This is a genomic window from Comamonas sp. C11 (assembly GCF_024496285.1).
In the GTDB taxonomy this organism is placed as follows: domain Bacteria; phylum Pseudomonadota; class Gammaproteobacteria; order Burkholderiales; family Burkholderiaceae_C; genus Comamonas; species Comamonas testosteroni_F.
Genome location: NZ_CP101743.1, coordinates 2073864 through 2090083 on the forward strand (window position 1 = coordinate 2073864; position 16220 = coordinate 2090083).

The following is a 16220-nucleotide window of genomic DNA, read 5'->3' on the forward strand; positions in this document are numbered from 1 at the left end:
GCAATGCTGCTGCTTGAGCTGGGGCATCGCGCCAGGGCTGCACGCAGTAATGCCGAACTGCGGTTTTTGCTGGTCAACGATAGCCGTTTGCTCGTACCTTACCGTCAAGCATGTTTGTGGCTGGATGACGGCGGGGTAACAGCCCTATCTGGCGTGGTAGAGACGGATAGAAATACGCCTTATGCCCAATGGCTGCATGCGGTATGCCAGTTTCTCCAGGCGCAGCAACCGATTCAGGTTCGGCGCATTGAACCGGCTCAGCTTCCTCCCGAGTTGGCAAGCTCATGGAACGAATGGCTGGGGCCCTATGCGGTATGGGTGCCTCTGCTGCAAGATAGCCAAAAGCCTGTTTCTAAAGGCGGACTGCTTCTTTCGGGAGCGCAGGCAATTGAAGAGCAGCGCTTTCCGCTTCTCGCCGAATGGGGTCATATCTGGTTTCATGCCTATTCTGCAGTGCAGGCAGGCCAGCCCAGATTCTGGCGAAAACCTGCGGCATCGAGAGTCAACGCCAAAAGCGGGTGGCAAAAAAAATCTACCTGGATCCTGGGCGGAATTTTTGTGCTTGGCGCTGTGCCTGTGCACATGAGCGTGCTTGCTCCTGGTGAGCTCGTTGCCGCGCAGCCTGTGGTGTTGAGAGCGCCTTTGGATGGCGTCATTGATCAAATTCATGTCCAGCCCAATCAAGTGGTACGTAAAGGCGAGCGCTTGTTTGGACTGGATGAGGCCCAGATCAGCAGTCGGCTGGAGGTTGCCCGGCAAGCTCTGCTGACCGCTGAAGCCGAATATCGACAATCTGCCCAACTGGCCTTGGGCGACGCTCGCTCCAAGGCTCAGCTTGCAGCGCTCGTCGGGCGCATAGGTGAGAAGCGCGCAGATGTGCAATATCTGAGCGATCAGCGTGAGCGCAGCCGGGTGCTGGCACCTGAAGATGGCATGGTTTTGTTTGACTCTCCCACCGAATGGCTAGGCAAGCCTGTGCAGACCGGCGAGCGGGTGATGCGTATTGCCCGGCCCGATGAGGTGGAAATCGAGGCCTGGGTTCCCATCGGTGATGCCATTCCATTGGCCCAGGGCTCCACAGTGAAGCTGTATCTGGCAGCGAATCCCATGGCAGGGCTGGAGGGCAAGCTACGGTATATGGCGTATGACGCCAATGCCAGGCCAGATGGCAGCTACGCCTATCGAGTGCGTGCGTCCATGTCGCTCGCCAAGGAGGAGGCCCGTATCGGCCTCAAAGGTACCGCCAAGCTGCAAGGCGATTGGGTACCCTTGGCCTACTGGGTTCTGCGCAAGCCCTGGGCCGTCCTGCGACAGTTTATTGCCTGGTAAGTCCCATGAGTACCGCATGGCCTGCTTTGCGTGAAGAACTGGACCTGCTTCCCGGTCCTGTGCTGCCCGATGGTCAACCGAGCTGGACCCTGCATGATCCCGTGCGCAACCTTTTCTTTCAGCTGGACTGGGCCAGCTTTGAGGTGTTCAAGCGCTGGCATCTGGGCGTCGCTGACGCGATTGTGCAAGATGTCTGTGCTCAAACGACATTGACGCTTCGTGAGGAAGACGTGAATGCGCTTTTGCAGTTTGCGCAGCGCAATGATCTGTTGGAGCCACTTCCCAATAGTGCCGGCACGCTGGCCGAGCGGTGGCAGTCCAGGCGTTCAAGCTGGATGCAATGGCTTTTGCATAACTACCTCTTTTTCCGGGTTCCGCTGATCAGGCCTGATCGCTGGCTGACACGGTGGGCGCCGCGGCTGGACTTTCTTTTCAGCCGAACTTTCGGCTGGAATACCTTGCTGGCTCTGTGCGCTGGACTTTGGGGCGTTTCCCGCGCGTGGGGTGTGTTTACTGCGACCTTGGTTGATTCGCTGACCTGGCAAGGACTGCTGGCCTATGGACTGACGCTAGGGTTTGTCAAGGTGCTTCATGAACTGGGGCATGGCTTGATGGCCAAGCGATTTGGATGCCGCGTCCCGACCATGGGTGTCGCCTTCCTGGTGCTTTGGCCGGTTGCATACACCGATACCAACGAGGTCTGGAAATTGACCCGGAGCGATCAGCGCCTCAAGGTCGCGGGCGCTGGCATCGCAACGGAGCTGATGATTGCCGCATGGGCCTTGCTGGCGTGGGTCTGGTTACCTGAAGGGACCCCCAAGTCCATGGCCTTTTTGCTGGCCACTACGACATGGGTCAGCACGCTGGTCATCAATGCAAGTCCGTTCATGCGTTTTGATGGATATTTTCTGTTGTCCGATTTTCTACAGATGCCCAATCTGCACTCACGTGCCTTTGCGCTGGCACGCTGGGATCTCAGAGAGAAATTATTCAAGCTCGGTGAACCTCCCCCGGAGTCTTTTACCGTTGTCAAACGTCGCGGGCTTATCTTGTTTGCCTGGGCTACCTGGATTTATCGACTGGTTCTTTTTTTGGGCATTGCCGCCTTGGTGTATCACTTCTTCATCAAGGTGCTGGGCATCTTGCTGTTTCTGGTGGAGATTGTGTGGTTCATTGCCAAGCCTCTCTGGTCCGAGATTGCAGCATGGCATTTGCGCTGGCCTCAGATCGTCCGTAGTCGAAGAGCACGTTGGAGTGGCATCGTAGCTTTTGTACTTGTTGCACTTTGCTGGCTGCCCCTGCCTGCCCCAATCCGTACGGAGGGTATGTTGCAATCCAGCGAGATATGGCCTTTGCATGCGCTTGATGCATCGCAGCTGCAGCAGCAAATGCTTGGCGACGCACGCATGGTCGAGGTTGATGCTCCAGTCTTTATGCTGGACTCCCCGGCTCTCAAGGCCGCTCAGGCTCGGAACGATGCGCAGAGGGCCCAGTATTCGCAGCAAATAGCGGCAGCAGGTTTCGACTCGGAGCTGCGCAGGGACTGGCAGATTCTGCAAGAGCGTCAGCTGCAGGCGGCCACTCAACAGCAGGCGGTGGAAACCGAAGCCAGTCGTTACCGTCTGCATGCCTCGGGCGCTGGAGTGCTGCGCGACGTGGATCCGGATCTTCGAACGGGAGACTGGCTGGCCCGGAATGAATTGCTGGGTAGAGTCGTTGGCAGCGATCGACTGGAGGTTCTTGTCTATGTGCAGGAAGAAGATGTTCAACGCATCAGCATCGGCGACAGCGCAATTTTTATCGCCGACGCTGGTGTGGGGCCGGTACTGGATTTGATGGTGCGCAGCGTTGATCGAGATGCGAGTCGCACGCTCTCGGAAGCTGCGCTGTCTGCGGCAGCTGGCGGCATGGTTCAGGTCCGAAGCATGCAAGGCACCCTATACCCGGAGCGTCCGGTCTACAGAGTGGTGCTGGATGTGGTGACACCGCTTGAAACGGACGCTGTTTTGCAACACCGTTGGCGTGGCAGAGTCAGCATTCGCGGCAAATGGGAAGCGGCTGCTGCGCAGTTTGTGAAAACTGCAACAAGTGTCTTTTGGAGGGAGGCAGGTTTTTAGCCTCAATCAATGACTGCAATGGGCGGCGATTCAACCGTTCGATGCATCCGCCCCGCAGCGGTCTGTGGCCGTACTCCTTGGTCGCGTGGAGTTTCACGGAGCGAAAATCGTGTGGCTTGCCGATCCTTCCTGCCGCAGCGAAGAACGGTGGGTGATTACTAAGGAAGGACGCTGTCAGCGTAAGCCTGCACGAGTGCCCAGCGTGCGTACGCGCTCTATCCAGGCGGCGCGCCTGGCAGCACTGGACTTGACCACCGGGCCGAAACTGTGCACGTGCACGGGCCGGATCCCGCTGAACTCAAGGATGCTCTGCTTCATTTGCCGGTGACCTGGCTGGCGTTGTATCCATCGGTAGTACCAAGGGGGAAAATCCATTGTCACAAGCAGTTCAGCAGTGCGGCCGGCCAGCAGGCGGTCCCACAATGCAGAGTTGGCCCGGTATTTGAAGGCGAAGCCTGGCAGGAAGATGCGATCCAGAAAGCCCTTGAGCAGTGCCGGTAGTCCGCCCCACCATATCGGATAGACCCACACCAGATGTTGCGCCCAGCTAATGTCGACCTGAGCGCCCCTCAGGTCGGCCTCCAGCGGCTGGCTGTGCTCGTATCCGTGGCGCAGGATGGGGTCGAATTGCATTTCACCCAGCTCCAGCAATCGGACCTCGGCTCCGGCGTGACGTGCGGCATCGGCATAGGTACTCGCCAAGGCAGCACATAGACTGTTGGAGGAGGGCTGGCCGAGGATGATGAGGATGCGACGGGACATGGTGATAGAGGAGGCTTGAGTTCGTGAGCCGTCAGCATCACCTTGTCCTTCGGGACAGAGTCAAGCCCTACTACGTCAAGTGGAGAGTTGCTCCGGTGAACGGCATGTCTTGGCACCGTCGCATGTGCTCAGTTCCATGGTCAATGCAGCCAGGGCTGCGTCGGCAGCTAGCAGCCGCGCCAGCTCGTCGGCAATGGCACGTCGCCGGGTCTGGAGCAGTGCCTGGACGGCGGCGGCACCGGCCGGGGTATCGATGCTGCGTAGCGGCTGTAGAGCAGCCAGACGAAAACCCAGCGCCAGGGCTTGGCGGATCCACTGCACGCGCTGCACATCTTCGGGGCCGTAGTTGCGGTAGCTGCCCCGGCGTGCCACGGTGCCGAGCAAGCCGTGCGCCTCATACAGGCGTAGTGCCTTGGGCGTGCAGCCTGTGAGCGCGGCGAGTTCACCGATACGCATAGGCGACTCCCGTACGCTTGGAAGCATGTGTCTTTTTTGCTGAAAGGGCTGTTGGCTCAGGTTGCATGAATGCTTGGAGTCGTTTGAATGTGTTGTGGGAGTTGTTGATCCATGAATTTCGAGTGTTCGCGACAGGCGGCTCACGGCTCTGGGCCTTGTCAGGGGCTATCGTGCGAATTTACGGCAATCCCATGGCTCGATAGCGGCAAATTTCGGTGCTGCCCTGGCAAACTGGCATGTCAGGTGTGCTCGCTTCGCGGGGGATGATGCAAGCGATTCCTAGGTGGAGTGGATTTGGTCTTTGTGCCGGTCTGTCTTGGTGCACGCATACAAGACAAGCGCCCGGTTTGTCGGCATGTTCAGAGCTTGTCGAGAATCTTCTGCTAACGGCTTGCCTCTGGTGAGCAATGCCTTGCAGCCGCTGCTTTTCTGCCCATATTGGCCGGGCTCGCGGTAGCGAGCGTTGAGGGGGAACTACGGGATGTCTCTGGCCAGGCCGAGGAGGGTAGTTGCAAGCTTCCATCGCATACCTGAGCTTTGGGGGGAAAGACCTGGAGGGCGCGAGCAGCCTGGGTGCGCAACTGGTAAAATCATTCAAATAACCTGTTTTTGGCCGTGTCAATGCTTGTTGATGACTCGGGCTTTTAATCCGTTGGTCGCGAGCTTCAATCTCGTGGAACCACTCGGAACCACTCAGAATACAGGCGCTACAGCTATAGAAGCGGTAGCGCCTTTTTCGTTTACCAGTTTTCATCGTGCGTGTAGCTGGCTCGAACAACAGAGTCGAGTCTGCTGATTTGGCCGTTGAAATAAAATTTCTGCTTGGCGCGTAGACGCTGCGCTGCTGGAAAAATCAAATGAAATCAATCGACTCCGTTAGCCCCACGCAAACCACAATCCCCAAGGTGGGCTTTGTTTCGCTGGGCTGCCCTAAGGCCTTGACTGATAGCGAGCTGATTCTCACGCAGCTCAGCGCCGAGGGTTACCAGACTTCCAAGACCTTTGAAGGCGCGGATCTGGTCATCGTCAACACCTGCGGCTTCATTGACGATGCCGTCAAGGAAAGTCTGGACACTATTGGCGAAGCTCTGGCAGCCAACGGCAAGGTGATCGTGACCGGTTGCCTGGGTGCCAAGGCTGGCAAAGAGGGCGGCTCCACCATGGTGGCCGAGGTGCATCCCAGCGTGCTGGCAGTCACCGGCCCCCATGCCACGCAAGAGGTAATGGACGCCGTGCACACCCACCTGCCCAAGCCGCACGATCCGTTCGTGGACCTGGTGCCTGGCAGCTTTGGCGACGCGGGCATCAAGCTCACGCCCAAGCACTATGCCTATCTGAAGATTTCCGAAGGCTGCAATCACCGCTGCACCTTTTGCATTATCCCCAGCATGCGCGGCGATTTGGTCTCGCGCCCGATTGGCGATGTGCTCAAGGAGGCCAAGGCGTTGTTCGAAGGGGGCGTGAAAGAGCTTTTGGTGATCAGCCAGGATACCTCGGCCTATGGTGTGGATGTGAAGTACCGCACCGGCTTCTGGGACGGCAAGCCCGTCAAGACCCGCATGCTGGAGCTTGCCGACGAGCTGGGCAAGCTGGCGCAGCAGCACGGTGCCTGGGTGCGTCTGCACTATGTCTACCCCTATCCCACCGTGGATGCGGTCCTGCCCTTGATGGCCGAGGGCAAGATCCTGCCTTACCTGGATGTGCCCTTGCAGCATAGCCACCCCGATGTCCTCAAGCGCATGAAGCGACCCGCGTCGGGCGAAAAGAACCTGGACCGTATCCGCGAGTGGCGCAAGATCTGCCCCGAGCTGGTGATTCGTTCCACCTTCATTGCCGGTTTCCCCGGTGAGACCGAGGAGGAGTTCGAGCATCTGCTGGACTTCATTCGCGAAGCCGAGATCGACCGTGCCGGCTGCTTTGCCTACAGTCCCGTCGAAGGCGCCACAGCCAACGAACTTCCCGGCATGTTGCCTGAAGAAGTACGCGAAGCACGTCGTGCGCGTTTCATGGAGGTGGCCGAGGAGGTCTCCACCAAGCGTCTGCAGCGTCGCGTAGGCCAGGTCATGAAGGTGTTGGTGGACAAGGCTGTCAGCCTGGGCAAAAAGGGCGGTGTGGGCCGGACCTATGCCGATGCTCCCGAGATCGACGGTGTGGTTCACATCCAGCCGCCCGAGAAGGCCAGCAAGACCTACAAGGTGGGCGAGCTGATCAGCGTGCGCATCGTGGGTACGCAGGGGCATGATCTGGTGGGTGTTCCGGTTTGAATTTTCATGGCGTCACTGTACGGCGCCATTTCAATCCAGTAGAGACAAAAGGCCGCGACTGCGGCCTTTTTTGCATCCGATATCTTGGCCTCTTGGTTGTCGCTCTTGCCTGCCAATGGCCTGCGGAAGATCCTGATGCAACGAAGGGCTCAGATTTGTCTCTGATCGGGGCAGCACCGCCTCCGGGGTCGATTTGAGATCCAAGACATGACGTCAGCACGAAACACTTTTCCTGGGAAAAGCGCTGCAGCATTTGTTATTCATGTGAGAAATTGCCTTTCTCGGAAGACAGCCTCTTGTCTGTAAAGAGGTTTCCATCGAAAGGTGACGAGCCTGATCTCGGCACTGTATCCACAGTTAGGGCTGCTTGGTTCCCCACCTGACCCGGTTGGCTGCTTCCCCATGCGAGGAGGCCCGTCACGCTCGATTATAGATGCAAAACCGACACAGCCCCGCGAGCTGTGAAATGAGATTCCAGGAGCTGGCTTGTTGGCATGCCCCGGCCCCGTAGAATCAGAGGCTATGTCTTATTTAGTGCTTGCTCGCAAATACCGGCCTCGTACCTTCACCGAAATGGTGGGGCAGGAGCACGTGGTTCAGGCTCTGACCAATGCGTTGACCCAGCAGCGCCTGCACCATGCCTATCTGTTCACGGGCACACGTGGCGTGGGCAAGACCACGGTGTCGCGCATTCTGGCCAAGTCTCTGAATTGCCAGGGCCTGGACGGTAACGGTGGAATCACCGCAACCCCTTGCGGGGTTTGTGCAGCATGCACTGAAATCGATAGCGGCCGTTTCCCTGACTACACCGAGCTGGATGCTGCATCCAACCGGGGTGTGGATGAGGTGCAGAGCCTGCTGGAGCAGGCGGTGTACAAGCCGGTGCAGGGGCGCTTCAAGGTCTTCATGATCGACGAAGTGCACATGCTGACAAACACCGCGTTCAACGCCATGCTCAAGACGCTGGAAGAGCCTCCGGAATATCTGAAGTTCGTGCTGGCCACGACCGATCCGCAGAAAGTGCCAGTCACTGTGCTCTCGCGCTGCCTGCAGTTCAATCTGCGCCCGATGGCGCCCGAGACGGTTCTGGAGCACCTGACCCATGTGCTGGACAAGGAAAGCGTGCCGGCAGAGCCTCAGGCGCTGCGATTGCTGTCGCGTGCTGCGCGTGGCTCCATGCGCGATGCGCTGAGCCTGACCGATCAGGCAATTGCCTTTGGCAGCGGTCAGTTGCAGGAGGCGACGGTGCGCCAGATGCTGGGCAGCGTGGATCGCAGCCATGTCTTTCGCCTGATCGATGCCTTGGCGCAGGGTCATGGGCGTACGGTGGTTGAAGTCTCCGAAGAGCTGCGCCACAACGGTCTGTCTGCTGCATCGACTCTGGAAGAAATGTGCACCGTGCTGCAGCGCATGGCCGTGTTGCAGGCCGTGCCCGATATGCCACTGGATGCCAGCGATCCGGAGGCCGCCGAAGTAGACCGACTGGCCAGTCTGATGCCGCGCGACGAGACTCAGCTGCTCTACAGCATCTGCCTGCACGGTCGTGCAGAACTGGGGCTGGCCCCGGACGAGTACGCTGCACTGACCATGGCGCTGCTGCGGCTGCTGGCCTTCAAGCCGGAAAACGCCGACGCCGGCATGGCTGAAAAAAAAACTCCGGCGCTGAGGCCTAGCCGGCCTGTTGTCCAGACTCCGACTCCGATTCAGCAGCCTCCGGCTTCACCGCCAGCGGCGATGGAGGCACCACCGGCCAAGGTTCAGTCCGTGCAGCCCGTTGTGGAATCCGCGCTGGAGTCCGCACCGGCACAGGAGCCCGCGTCAGTGGTCGGCATGGCCGAGCCAGAACAGATTCAAGCAGTTGCCGATCGCCCAGATTCAGCGGCGTATTCCGTAGCAGATCTGGTGGTGCAGGCCGTCCCGGAGTCGACCCGGTCGCCAGTTCCTGCGGTGATGCCTGAGTCTGCTGCGGTTCAGCAACCCACGCCCTTGGCGAATCATGAAGCAGTCGCAGAGGCTGGCCAGATGCCCGCCGACGATGCGTCCGAGAGCGCAGAGGGCACCGATATGGCTGATGCTCCCGAAGAGCAGGATGCCAGCGAGGCGGCCTGGGCAGGCATGCCCGATGAGGGCTGGTCTGACGATGGGCGCTGGGGCGATGATGCCGACCTGGATGTCGGCCAGCCCCTGCATGCCATGCCGCCCATGGAGTCTGACGAACCTGCGGCCCAGAGCGCAAGCGGCGGCTATGTCAGCACGGCCCAGGATGCCACCCCCGTGGAGCGCACAGCCGAGGGCGATCTGTGGTTTGGCGTGGTTCAGCAGTTGCTGCAGAGCGAGGCCGTGGTGGCCGTGGCGCGGCAGCTGGCGCTGCAGTCGCAGCTGCTGGGGCGTGAAGGCGATCTGTGGCGACTGCGCGTGGAGTCCAGCTCGCTCAATCAGGCTGGCACACGTGATCGTCTGCGTGCTGCGCTGGAAGCAGCCGGTCATGCGCGACAATTGCAGGTTGAGCAGGGGCCCGTGACGGACAGTCCTGCCCGTCGACTGGCCCTGGAAAGACAAGCCAGCCAGTTGCTGGCCGAGGACATTGTCAAAAGCAATCCGCAGGTTCAAGCCTTGATGCGAGACTTTGGAGCGAAAATCGTGCCCGGTAGCATCAAGCCCATATCTATTCAGCCTGAATAAGGCGTTTCAACAAAAGAAGGAATTCTCATGTTCAACAAAGGACAACTCGCCGGTTTGATGAAGCAAGCTCAGGCCATGCAGGACAACCTGAAGAAGGCTCAGGAAGAGCTGGGCAATATTGAAGTCGAAGGCGAATCCGGTGCCGGTCTGGTCAAGGTCGTGATGACCTGCAAGCATGACGTCAAGCGCATCACCATCGACCCCAGCCTGCTGGCCGAAGATAAGGACATGCTGGAAGACCTGGTGGCTGCCGCCTTCAACGCCGCTGTGCGCAAGGCCGAAGAGACCTCCAACGAGAAGATGGGCAAGATTACTGCCGGTATGCCCGGCCTGCCCGGCGGAATGAAGTTCCCGTTCTGACGGATTTCCCCCTGAGCGGCAGTGCCGCTTCCCCGGCTTAGGGCATGCGAGCGTTGTGGGCAGGGGAATGAATGGCGATCTGCGTAGTGGCAGATCGCCTTTTTTCTGGTGACTGAAAGGACAGGCCTGTGTCTGATGTGCAATCTCTGGACGCCTTGATCGAGGCCTTGCGCCGACTGCCGGGCGTGGGCATCAAGTCGGCGCAGCGTATGGCGTTTCATTTGCTGCAGCGTGATCAGGCTGGTGCGCTGCAGCTGGCGCGGGCGCTGGATTCTGCGGTGAACTCTGTTCATCACTGCGAGCGCTGCCATACGTTTACCGAAGGCGCTATCTGCAGCATCTGTGATGACGCCGGGCGCGACGGGGCCCGGCTGTGCGTGGTCGAGGCTCCGGCCGATCTGGCCGCCATGGAACGCACGGGGGCCTATCAGGGCTATTACTATGTGCTGATGGGGCGGCTGTCGCCGCTCGACGGCGTGGGTCCCAAGGAAATCGGCATGAAGCAGCTGCTGGAGCGCGCCTGTGACGGTGTGGTGCAGGAGGTGATTCTGGCCACCAGCTTCACGGCAGAGGGCGAGGCCACGGCCCATGCCATCAGCGAGGCGCTCAAGTCGCGCGGCATTCTGGTCACGCGGCTGGCGCGTGGCGTGCCGATAGGCAGCGAACTTGAATATGTGGACCTCGGCACGATTGCCCACGCGCTGGTGGACAGGCGCTGAAAATATTGCTTGAATTGGCTGCCAGCGCTTTTATATCGCGCGTGTGCCGCTATTGATTTCTTTGAATGAGTGGAGATGAAAAAGCCCGCTGGTTTTTGCGGACAGCGGGCTTTTTTGCGGGGGGCGAAACTTATTTGCGCTTCTTGGCTGGTGTGCCGCCACGTGCCTTGGGTTCGCTCTTGCCGCCACGGGGAGCGGGCGCGCTGCCGGCTCTGGTGTTCTTGCTGGCGGCTGCCACCTTGCTGCCGCCACGGGTATTGCGGGCTGACTCGCGTGGGCTGTCGTTGGCTTCGGCGCGTGCGCTGCGGGCTGCGCGGCTGGGCAGGTAGGCAATCAGCGACTGGCCGGGGCGCAAGGATGCCGTGGACTTGAGGTCGTTCCAGTCCGCGAGGTTGGAGACGCTGATGCCATAGCGGCTGGCCACGCTGACCAGGGTATCGCGCTTGCGCGCCTTGACCGTGGTGCGCACGGTCACGATCTCGGGGGCGAAGGAGATCTGGCCGTTGTCTGCCACATGGCCGGGCACATCGGTCTTGACGTTGGCATCGCGCGGCACCATCAGAGCCGAGCCGGCCTTGATCAGCATGCGTGGAGGGATGTTGTTGATGGCGCGCAGGTCGGCTTCACCCAGGCCTGCACGCTGGGCGGCTTCAGCCACGGTGATGGTGGTGGGCACGGTCCATACCGTCCAGCTGGCAAACTGGCCTTCGCTATAGGCCTGCAGATTGCGGCGGAAAACCTTGGCGTTGTCCCAGGGCAGCAGCACCTGCGGCGTGGCGCGCGCAAAGATCACCGGTTTGTGAAAGCTGGGGTTGAGCGCCTTGAAGTCCTTGACGCTCACATCGGCCAGCTTGGCCACCAGCTCAACGTCGATGTCGTGCGGCAGATCCACGGCCTGGAAATAGGGGTGGTTCTCGATGATGGGAAGCTCGGTGTTGAACTTCTCGGGCTCGGCCACGATGTTCTTGACGGCTTGCAGCTTGGGCACGTAATTGCGGGTTTCGGCAGGCATCTGCAGATCAAGGTAGCCCGCGGGCTGGCCCAGCTTTTCGTTGCGCTTGATGGCGCGGCCCACGCTGCCCTCGCCCCAGTTATAGGCGGCCAGGGCCAGATGCCAGTCGCCGAACATGTTGTAGAGCTTTTGCAGATAGTCGAGCGCGGCGCGGGTCGAGGCCAGCACATCGCGGCGATCATCGCGGAAGACATTCTGCTTGAGGTCGAAATAGGTGCCCGTGGCCGGCATGAACTGCCACATGCCGGCGGCCTTGGCGCTGGAGACAGCCTGAGGATTGAAGGCGCTCTCGATGAAGGGCAACAGCGCCAACTCTGTCGGCATATTGCGGCGCTCCAGTTCCTCGACGATGTGGAACAGGTATTTGCTCGACCGCTCCGTCATGCGCTGTATGTAGTCGGGGCGCGTGGCATACCACTGCTCCTGGTTCTGGACCAGATCCTGCTCAAGATTGGGCATGGCAAAGCCCTTGCGGATGCGAACCCAGAGATCGCCCGTGGCTTCAAGCTCCGCGACTTCAGAGCTGCCGACTTTGCCCTGGCCCAGGGGTTTGAGCGGGCCGTTCGGATACATGGGGTCGACGCTGCTGGTGGTGGCGCAGCCGGTCAATATCAGTGCGCTTGTCAGCAGCAGGGTGGATAGCAGCTTCATCAGAAAACGTTTTTCCATTGGCGCAAGGTAGACAGCACGCTGGCGGGCTCCTCGGGCCTGGTTTGAGGATCATGGTGCACGGCGGCTGCGATCACATCGGCAGCGCGGCTTCGCATGAACGGGTTGATGGCCAGCTCGGTCTGCAATGTGGAGGGCAGCGTGGGCTGCCCGTTCTTGCGCAGTTGCTGGCAATATTCCAGATACTGAGCCAGTTCCGGGTTGTTTGGTTCCACGGCTTGCGCAAATCGCAGGTTGGAAATTGTGTACTCATGTGCGCAGCACACCAGCGTGTTGCCGGGCAGGGCGGCCAGTGCGTCCAGCGAAGTCTGCATCTGCGCTGCCGTGCCTTCGAAAAGGCGCCCGCAGCCGCCCGAGAACAGCGTGTCGCCGCAGAACAGCAGGGGCTGGTCTTGTGCCTGTGTGCTGAAGAAGGCGATATGACCGCTGGTGTGTCCCGGCACATCGATGACCCTCCAGGGGCCGCCGAGCAGCTCCACGCTGTTGCCTCCCTGCACGCGTGTGACGGGCTCCGGCAGGGACTCGTAGGCGGGGCCCCAGACCGGGGCGCCGGTGGCCGCGCGAATGGCATCGATGCCGCCCACATGGTCGGCATGATGGTGGGTGACTAAAATGCCCTGCAGTTTCAGGCCCCGCTGTGCCAATGTGCTCAGCACAGGCTCGGCCTGACCCGGATCGACGACCACGGCATGTTCTGCATCGTGGAGCATCCAGATGTAGTTGTCGGAAAAAGCGGGAATGGGCAACAGGTTCATGAGCTGCAAAATTATAGAGATGCATCACTGGACGGATTCAGCCCTCGGGCACTATCTCCTGGAATGGGAGCAGCAGCGCTTTGACGAGGCGGTTGCGGATATCTTTGGCTACCACGCCTTGCAGCTGGGCTTGCCACAGCTGCAAGGCCTGCGCAGCAACCGCATGCCTCATCGCTGGCTGGCGCTGGAGGGCCTCGATCCCGTTCCGGATGCAAAAGCAGGCACTGTAGCGCAAGCGAAGGCGACCGCAGTGTCGCCGCCGCTGCCACCCGCTGATGATGCACAGAATTTTGCCCCGTTGGTGCCGGCGCTCAGAACCGCCCCGGAAGCCCTGCCTTTTGCCGAGGCCAGCCTCGATCTGCTGCTGATGCCGCATACGCTGGAGGCTTGCAACGATCCGCATGCCGCGCTGCGCGAGGCTGCGCGGGTGCTGGTGCCGGAAGGCAGACTGGTGATCAGCGGGCTGAACCCCTCCAGTCTGCTGGGCTTGCAGCGCCGGGTGGAGCGCAGTGCGGGATATTTGCCGGACTTGAGCCTGGGTGTGGGTTATTGGCGTTTGCGCGATTGGCTGCGTTTGCTGAGCTTCGAGATCGAAGCAGTGCAATTTGGCTGTTATCGTCCTGCCACTCAAAGTGAGAAGTGGCTGAGCCGCTGGCAGTTCATGGAAGGCCTGGGCCACCGCTGCTGGCCGGTGATGGGGGGCGTCTATTGCGTGGTGGCCGTCAAGCGTGTGCAGGGCATGCGGCTGATGAGCCCGAGCTGGCGCAAGAGCAGCGTGCCGGCCGGCATGAAGGCGCCCGTGACCCAGAAGCAGCCGCCGGACATGTCCTGGCGTAACAAGGAAGAAAATTGAATCAAGTTGTGATCTATACCGATGGTGCCTGCAAGGGCAATCCCGGCCCTGGCGGCTGGGGCGCATTGCTGCAGGCCGGATCGGCGCAGAAAGAACTCTTCGGTGGTGAACTGGGAACCACCAATAACCGCATGGAGCTCAAGGCCGTGATCGAGGCGCTGTCCGCGCTCAAGCGTCCCTGCGATGTGGTGCTGTATCTGGACAGTCAGTACGTGCGCAAAGGCATTACCGAGTGGATACAGGGCTGGAAGGCCAAGGGCTGGGTCACTGCTTCCAAGGAGCCCGTCAAAAATGTCGAACTCTGGAAGCAGCTGGACGCGCTGGTGCAGGGCAGCGGCCACCGTATCGACTGGCGCTGGGTCAAGGGCCATGCTGGAGACCCCGGCAATGAGCGCGCCGATGCGCTGGCTAACAAGGGCGTGGAGCTGGCGCTCAAGAACGGCTGAGCCAGGAGCCGGGCCAGCTGCGCTGGCTCAGCTCGTGATTTGTGCCAGCGCTTCTTGGATCTGTTGTTCGGATTCGGGGCGTACGATGCGCGCCACTTCCTTGCCGTCACGCAGAAAAATTAGCGTGGGCCAGAGCTTGACGCGATAGCTGCGGCCCAGCGGCCGGCCGGGACCGTCTTCCACCTTGATGTGCGCCACTTCCGGCTGGGCTGACAGCGCGGACTGCAACAGCGGCTGGGCGCGTTGGCAGTGGCCGCACCAGGGGGCGCCAAATTCCAGCAAATTCGCGCCCTTGAGCGCATCGATGGCCTGCCTTGTGGGTTCTGTGGCCCAGTGGGTGGCTTGGTATGGCATGAAATATTTCCCAGAATGGATCGAGGGTCGAAGACCAGGCAGAAAGTCCGTCTTCAGATCAGACCCTGCAGCAGCAGGACATTGACGGATTCTCCGGGCAGGACATCGCCGCGCGCATCGTCCAGCACGATGATGCAGTCGGCGGCGACCATGGAACTGAGCACGCCCGAGCCTTGCGGTCCCGTGGTGCGCACGGCGGTCTGGCCCTTCTCATCGAGTTCGAGCACGCCGCGCAGATATTCGGTACGGCCCGGGCGTTTGCGCAGGCGCTCGCTGCTGATCGCCTGCAGCAATGGCATGTGGGTGCTGCGTTCGCCTGCCAGCATGGCCAGGGCTGGGCGCACAAACATCAGAAAGCTCACCATGGCGGCCACCGGGTTGCCGGGCAGTCCCAGCAGCACAGCCGGGCGCTGAGTGGGCGGCGGATTACTCTGATTTTGGGGGCTGCTTGCGCTTGTCTTGATCGGGATGCCTGCCGATCTGGTCAGTGAGATTCCACCGGCGGGAGCGAGCAGGCCCACGGCCAGCGGCCGACCGGGACGCATGGCCACCCGCCAGAACTGCACGGTGCCCAGGCGCTGCAGCATCGCGCGGGTGTGATCGGCCTCGCCGGCGCTGATGCCGCCACTGGTCAGCACCACATCGGCCAGGGTGGCTGCTTCGCGCAGGCGGTCTTCCAGTGCGGCCGGTTCATCGGGCACGGCCCCCAGGTCCAGCACATGGGCGCCCAGTCGGCGCAGCAGCGCCTGCAGGCTGAAGCGGTTGCTGTCGTAGATGGCTCCATCGCGCGGCTCGGCGCCTGGGGTCAGCAGCTCGTCGCCGGTGGAGAAGTAAGCCACGCTGAGTCGGCGCCGCACGCTGACCTGGCCCAGTCCCAGACTGGCCAGCAGACCCAGGGCGGCTGGTGTGAGGCGCTGGCCGGCCTGCAGCGCCACGGAGCCTTGCTCCAGGTCTTCGCCGCGCAGGCGACGATTGGCGCCTGCACGCAGGGCACTGCCGTCAAACTGAATGCACTTCTCGTCAGAGCTGGCCTGCTCATGGGCGACTACGGTATCCGCACCCACCGGCATGACCGCACCCGTCATGATCTTCACGCATTCGCCCGCGCCAAGCCGGCCTTGCCAAGGTCTTCCTGCCAGAGCCGTCCCCACCACACGCAGCATCAGCGGCTGGCCGGACCACGCCTGCTCCAGTTCGCTGCCGGCAAAGGCATAGCCGTCCATGGCACTGTTGTCATGGGGCGGTACGTTGACGGGGCAGATCACATCGGCTGCCAGCACACGATCCAGGGCATCGGGCAGGGCGACGGTTTCCACCTCGGCGACCGCACCCAGCGGCTGCAGCAAGGCTTGCAGCTGTTGCAGCACCTGGTCAGTGGTCAGCGTCTGGGCGCTGGTGGAAGCGGCGGGTTGAAAAGTCGCAGTCATAACAGCAAAAAAATA

General features: G+C 60.9%; 14 protein-coding genes and 1 other RNA gene. 8 read left to right on the top strand and 7 right to left on the bottom strand.

Going from position 1 to position 16220, the window contains the following annotated elements:
• The first annotated feature begins 3 nt into the window (after positions 1–3).
• On the top strand, positions 4–1329 hold the full coding sequence (locus NOX35_RS09520; RefSeq protein ID WP_256496468.1) for an efflux RND transporter periplasmic adaptor subunit: 1326 nt from the start codon (positions 4–6) through the stop codon (positions 1327–1329).
• A 5-nt stretch (positions 1330–1334) separates the two neighbouring features.
• Positions 1335–3446 carry a site-2 protease family protein gene (locus tag NOX35_RS09525; protein ID WP_256496469.1) on the top strand — a complete coding sequence of 704 codons (2112 nt, stop codon included), beginning with the start codon at positions 1335–1337 and terminating at the stop codon, positions 3444–3446.
• A gap of 174 nt (positions 3447–3620) precedes the next feature.
• Here the strand turns inward: NOX35_RS09525 and NOX35_RS09530 are convergent, their stop codons facing one another.
• The gene (locus tag NOX35_RS09530; protein ID WP_256496470.1) at positions 3621–4208 is read right to left on the bottom strand and encodes an NAD(P)H-dependent oxidoreductase; all 588 of its coding nucleotides are present in this window, start codon (positions 4206–4208) and stop codon (positions 3621–3623) included.
• A gap of 75 nt (positions 4209–4283) precedes the next feature.
• Positions 4284–4664, bottom strand: a complete 381-nt coding sequence (locus tag NOX35_RS09535; protein ID WP_182286444.1) for a MerR family transcriptional regulator — start codon at positions 4662–4664, stop codon at positions 4284–4286.
• 857 nt (positions 4665–5521) lie between these two features.
• Between NOX35_RS09535 and rimO the strand changes: the two genes are divergently transcribed.
• Positions 5522–6928, top strand: coding sequence for a 30S ribosomal protein S12 methylthiotransferase RimO (gene rimO, locus NOX35_RS09540; RefSeq protein ID WP_182286445.1), 1407 nt, complete (start codon positions 5522–5524; stop codon positions 6926–6928).
• Between the two features lie 323 nt (positions 6929–7251).
• Here the strand turns inward: rimO and ffs are convergent.
• Positions 7252–7347, bottom strand: an RNA gene (ffs, locus tag NOX35_RS09545) — signal recognition particle sRNA small type.
• Between the two features lie 103 nt (positions 7348–7450).
• Here ffs and dnaX point away from each other — a divergent pair.
• From dnaX to recR, 3 genes are all read left to right on the top strand, one after another.
• A complete protein-coding gene (dnaX, locus tag NOX35_RS09550) occupies positions 7451–9610 on the top strand; it encodes a DNA polymerase III subunit gamma/tau (RefSeq protein ID WP_256496471.1) in 2160 nt (719 codons plus the stop codon).
• Positions 9611–9637: 27 nt separating this feature from the next.
• Positions 9638–9970, top strand: coding sequence for a YbaB/EbfC family nucleoid-associated protein (locus NOX35_RS09555; protein ID WP_003066189.1), 333 nt, complete (start codon positions 9638–9640; stop codon positions 9968–9970).
• A gap of 128 nt (positions 9971–10098) precedes the next feature.
• Positions 10099–10689 carry a recombination mediator RecR gene (gene recR / locus NOX35_RS09560; protein ID WP_043007509.1) on the top strand — a complete coding sequence of 197 codons (591 nt, stop codon included), beginning with the start codon at positions 10099–10101 and terminating at the stop codon, positions 10687–10689.
• A 130-nt stretch (positions 10690–10819) separates the two neighbouring features.
• Here the strand turns inward: recR and NOX35_RS09565 are convergent, their stop codons facing one another.
• Both NOX35_RS09565 and gloB read right to left on the bottom strand, forming a co-directional pair.
• Positions 10820–12352: a transglycosylase SLT domain-containing protein gene (locus NOX35_RS09565; protein WP_182286447.1), complete on the bottom strand. Its 1533-nt coding sequence runs from the start codon at positions 12350–12352 to the stop codon at positions 10820–10822.
• Positions 12352–13125 carry a hydroxyacylglutathione hydrolase gene (gene gloB / locus NOX35_RS09570; protein ID WP_182286448.1) on the bottom strand — a complete coding sequence of 258 codons (774 nt, stop codon included), beginning with the start codon at positions 13123–13125 and terminating at the stop codon, positions 12352–12354. The genes NOX35_RS09565 and gloB overlap by 1 nt, the downstream gene beginning before the upstream one ends.
• Positions 13126–13144: 19 nt before the next feature.
• On the opposite strand from gloB, the gene NOX35_RS09575 reads away from it, so the two are divergent.
• Both NOX35_RS09575 and rnhA read left to right on the top strand, forming a co-directional pair.
• A complete protein-coding gene (locus tag NOX35_RS09575) occupies positions 13145–13978 on the top strand; it encodes a class I SAM-dependent methyltransferase (protein WP_182287147.1) in 834 nt (277 codons plus the stop codon).
• The gene (gene rnhA / locus NOX35_RS09580; RefSeq protein WP_003056672.1) at positions 13975–14424 is read left to right on the top strand and encodes a ribonuclease HI; all 450 of its coding nucleotides are present in this window, start codon (positions 13975–13977) and stop codon (positions 14422–14424) included. The genes NOX35_RS09575 and rnhA overlap by 4 nt, the downstream gene beginning before the upstream one ends.
• A 27-nt stretch (positions 14425–14451) precedes the next feature.
• On the opposite strand, the gene NOX35_RS09585 is transcribed toward rnhA, so the two are convergent.
• The gene (locus NOX35_RS09585) at positions 14452–14778 is read right to left on the bottom strand and encodes a thioredoxin family protein (protein WP_256496472.1); all 327 of its coding nucleotides are present in this window, start codon (positions 14776–14778) and stop codon (positions 14452–14454) included.
• Between the two features lie 53 nt (positions 14779–14831).
• On the bottom strand, positions 14832–16205 hold the full coding sequence (locus NOX35_RS09590; RefSeq protein WP_256496473.1) for a molybdopterin molybdotransferase MoeA: 1374 nt from the start codon (positions 16203–16205) through the stop codon (positions 14832–14834).
• Between the last annotated feature and the right edge of the window lie 15 nt (positions 16206–16220).

Bases quoted from the DNA above. Each gene is read 5' to 3' on its own strand.
- NOX35_RS09585 (WP_256496472.1), bottom strand. From the start codon at position 14,778: ATGCCATACCAAGCCACCCACTGGGCCACAGAACCCACAAGGCAGGCC.
- gloB (WP_182286448.1), bottom strand. From the start codon at position 13,125: ATGAACCTGTTGCCCATTCCCGCTTTTTCCGACAACTACATCTGGATG.
- NOX35_RS09590 (WP_256496473.1), bottom strand. From the start codon at position 16,205: ATGACTGCGACTTTTCAACCCGCCGCTTCCACCAGCGCCCAGACGCTG.
- NOX35_RS09535 (WP_182286444.1), bottom strand. From the start codon at position 4,664: ATGCGTATCGGTGAACTCGCCGCGCTCACAGGCTGCACGCCCAAGGCA.
- NOX35_RS09525 (WP_256496469.1), top strand. From the start codon at position 1,335: ATGAGTACCGCATGGCCTGCTTTGCGTGAAGAACTGGACCTGCTTCCC.
- rimO (WP_182286445.1), top strand. From the start codon at position 5,522: ATGAAATCAATCGACTCCGTTAGCCCCACGCAAACCACAATCCCCAAG.
- NOX35_RS09565 (WP_182286447.1), bottom strand. From the start codon at position 12,352: ATGAAGCTGCTATCCACCCTGCTGCTGACAAGCGCACTGATATTGACC.
- NOX35_RS09530 (WP_256496470.1), bottom strand. From the start codon at position 4,208: ATGTCCCGTCGCATCCTCATCATCCTCGGCCAGCCCTCCTCCAACAGT.
- dnaX (WP_256496471.1), top strand. From the start codon at position 7,451: ATGTCTTATTTAGTGCTTGCTCGCAAATACCGGCCTCGTACCTTCACC.
- NOX35_RS09555 (WP_003066189.1), top strand. From the start codon at position 9,638: ATGTTCAACAAAGGACAACTCGCCGGTTTGATGAAGCAAGCTCAGGCC.
- NOX35_RS09520 (WP_256496468.1), top strand. From the start codon at position 4: ATGCTGCTGCTTGAGCTGGGGCATCGCGCCAGGGCTGCACGCAGTAAT.
- NOX35_RS09575 (WP_182287147.1), top strand. From the start codon at position 13,145: ATGCATCACTGGACGGATTCAGCCCTCGGGCACTATCTCCTGGAATGG.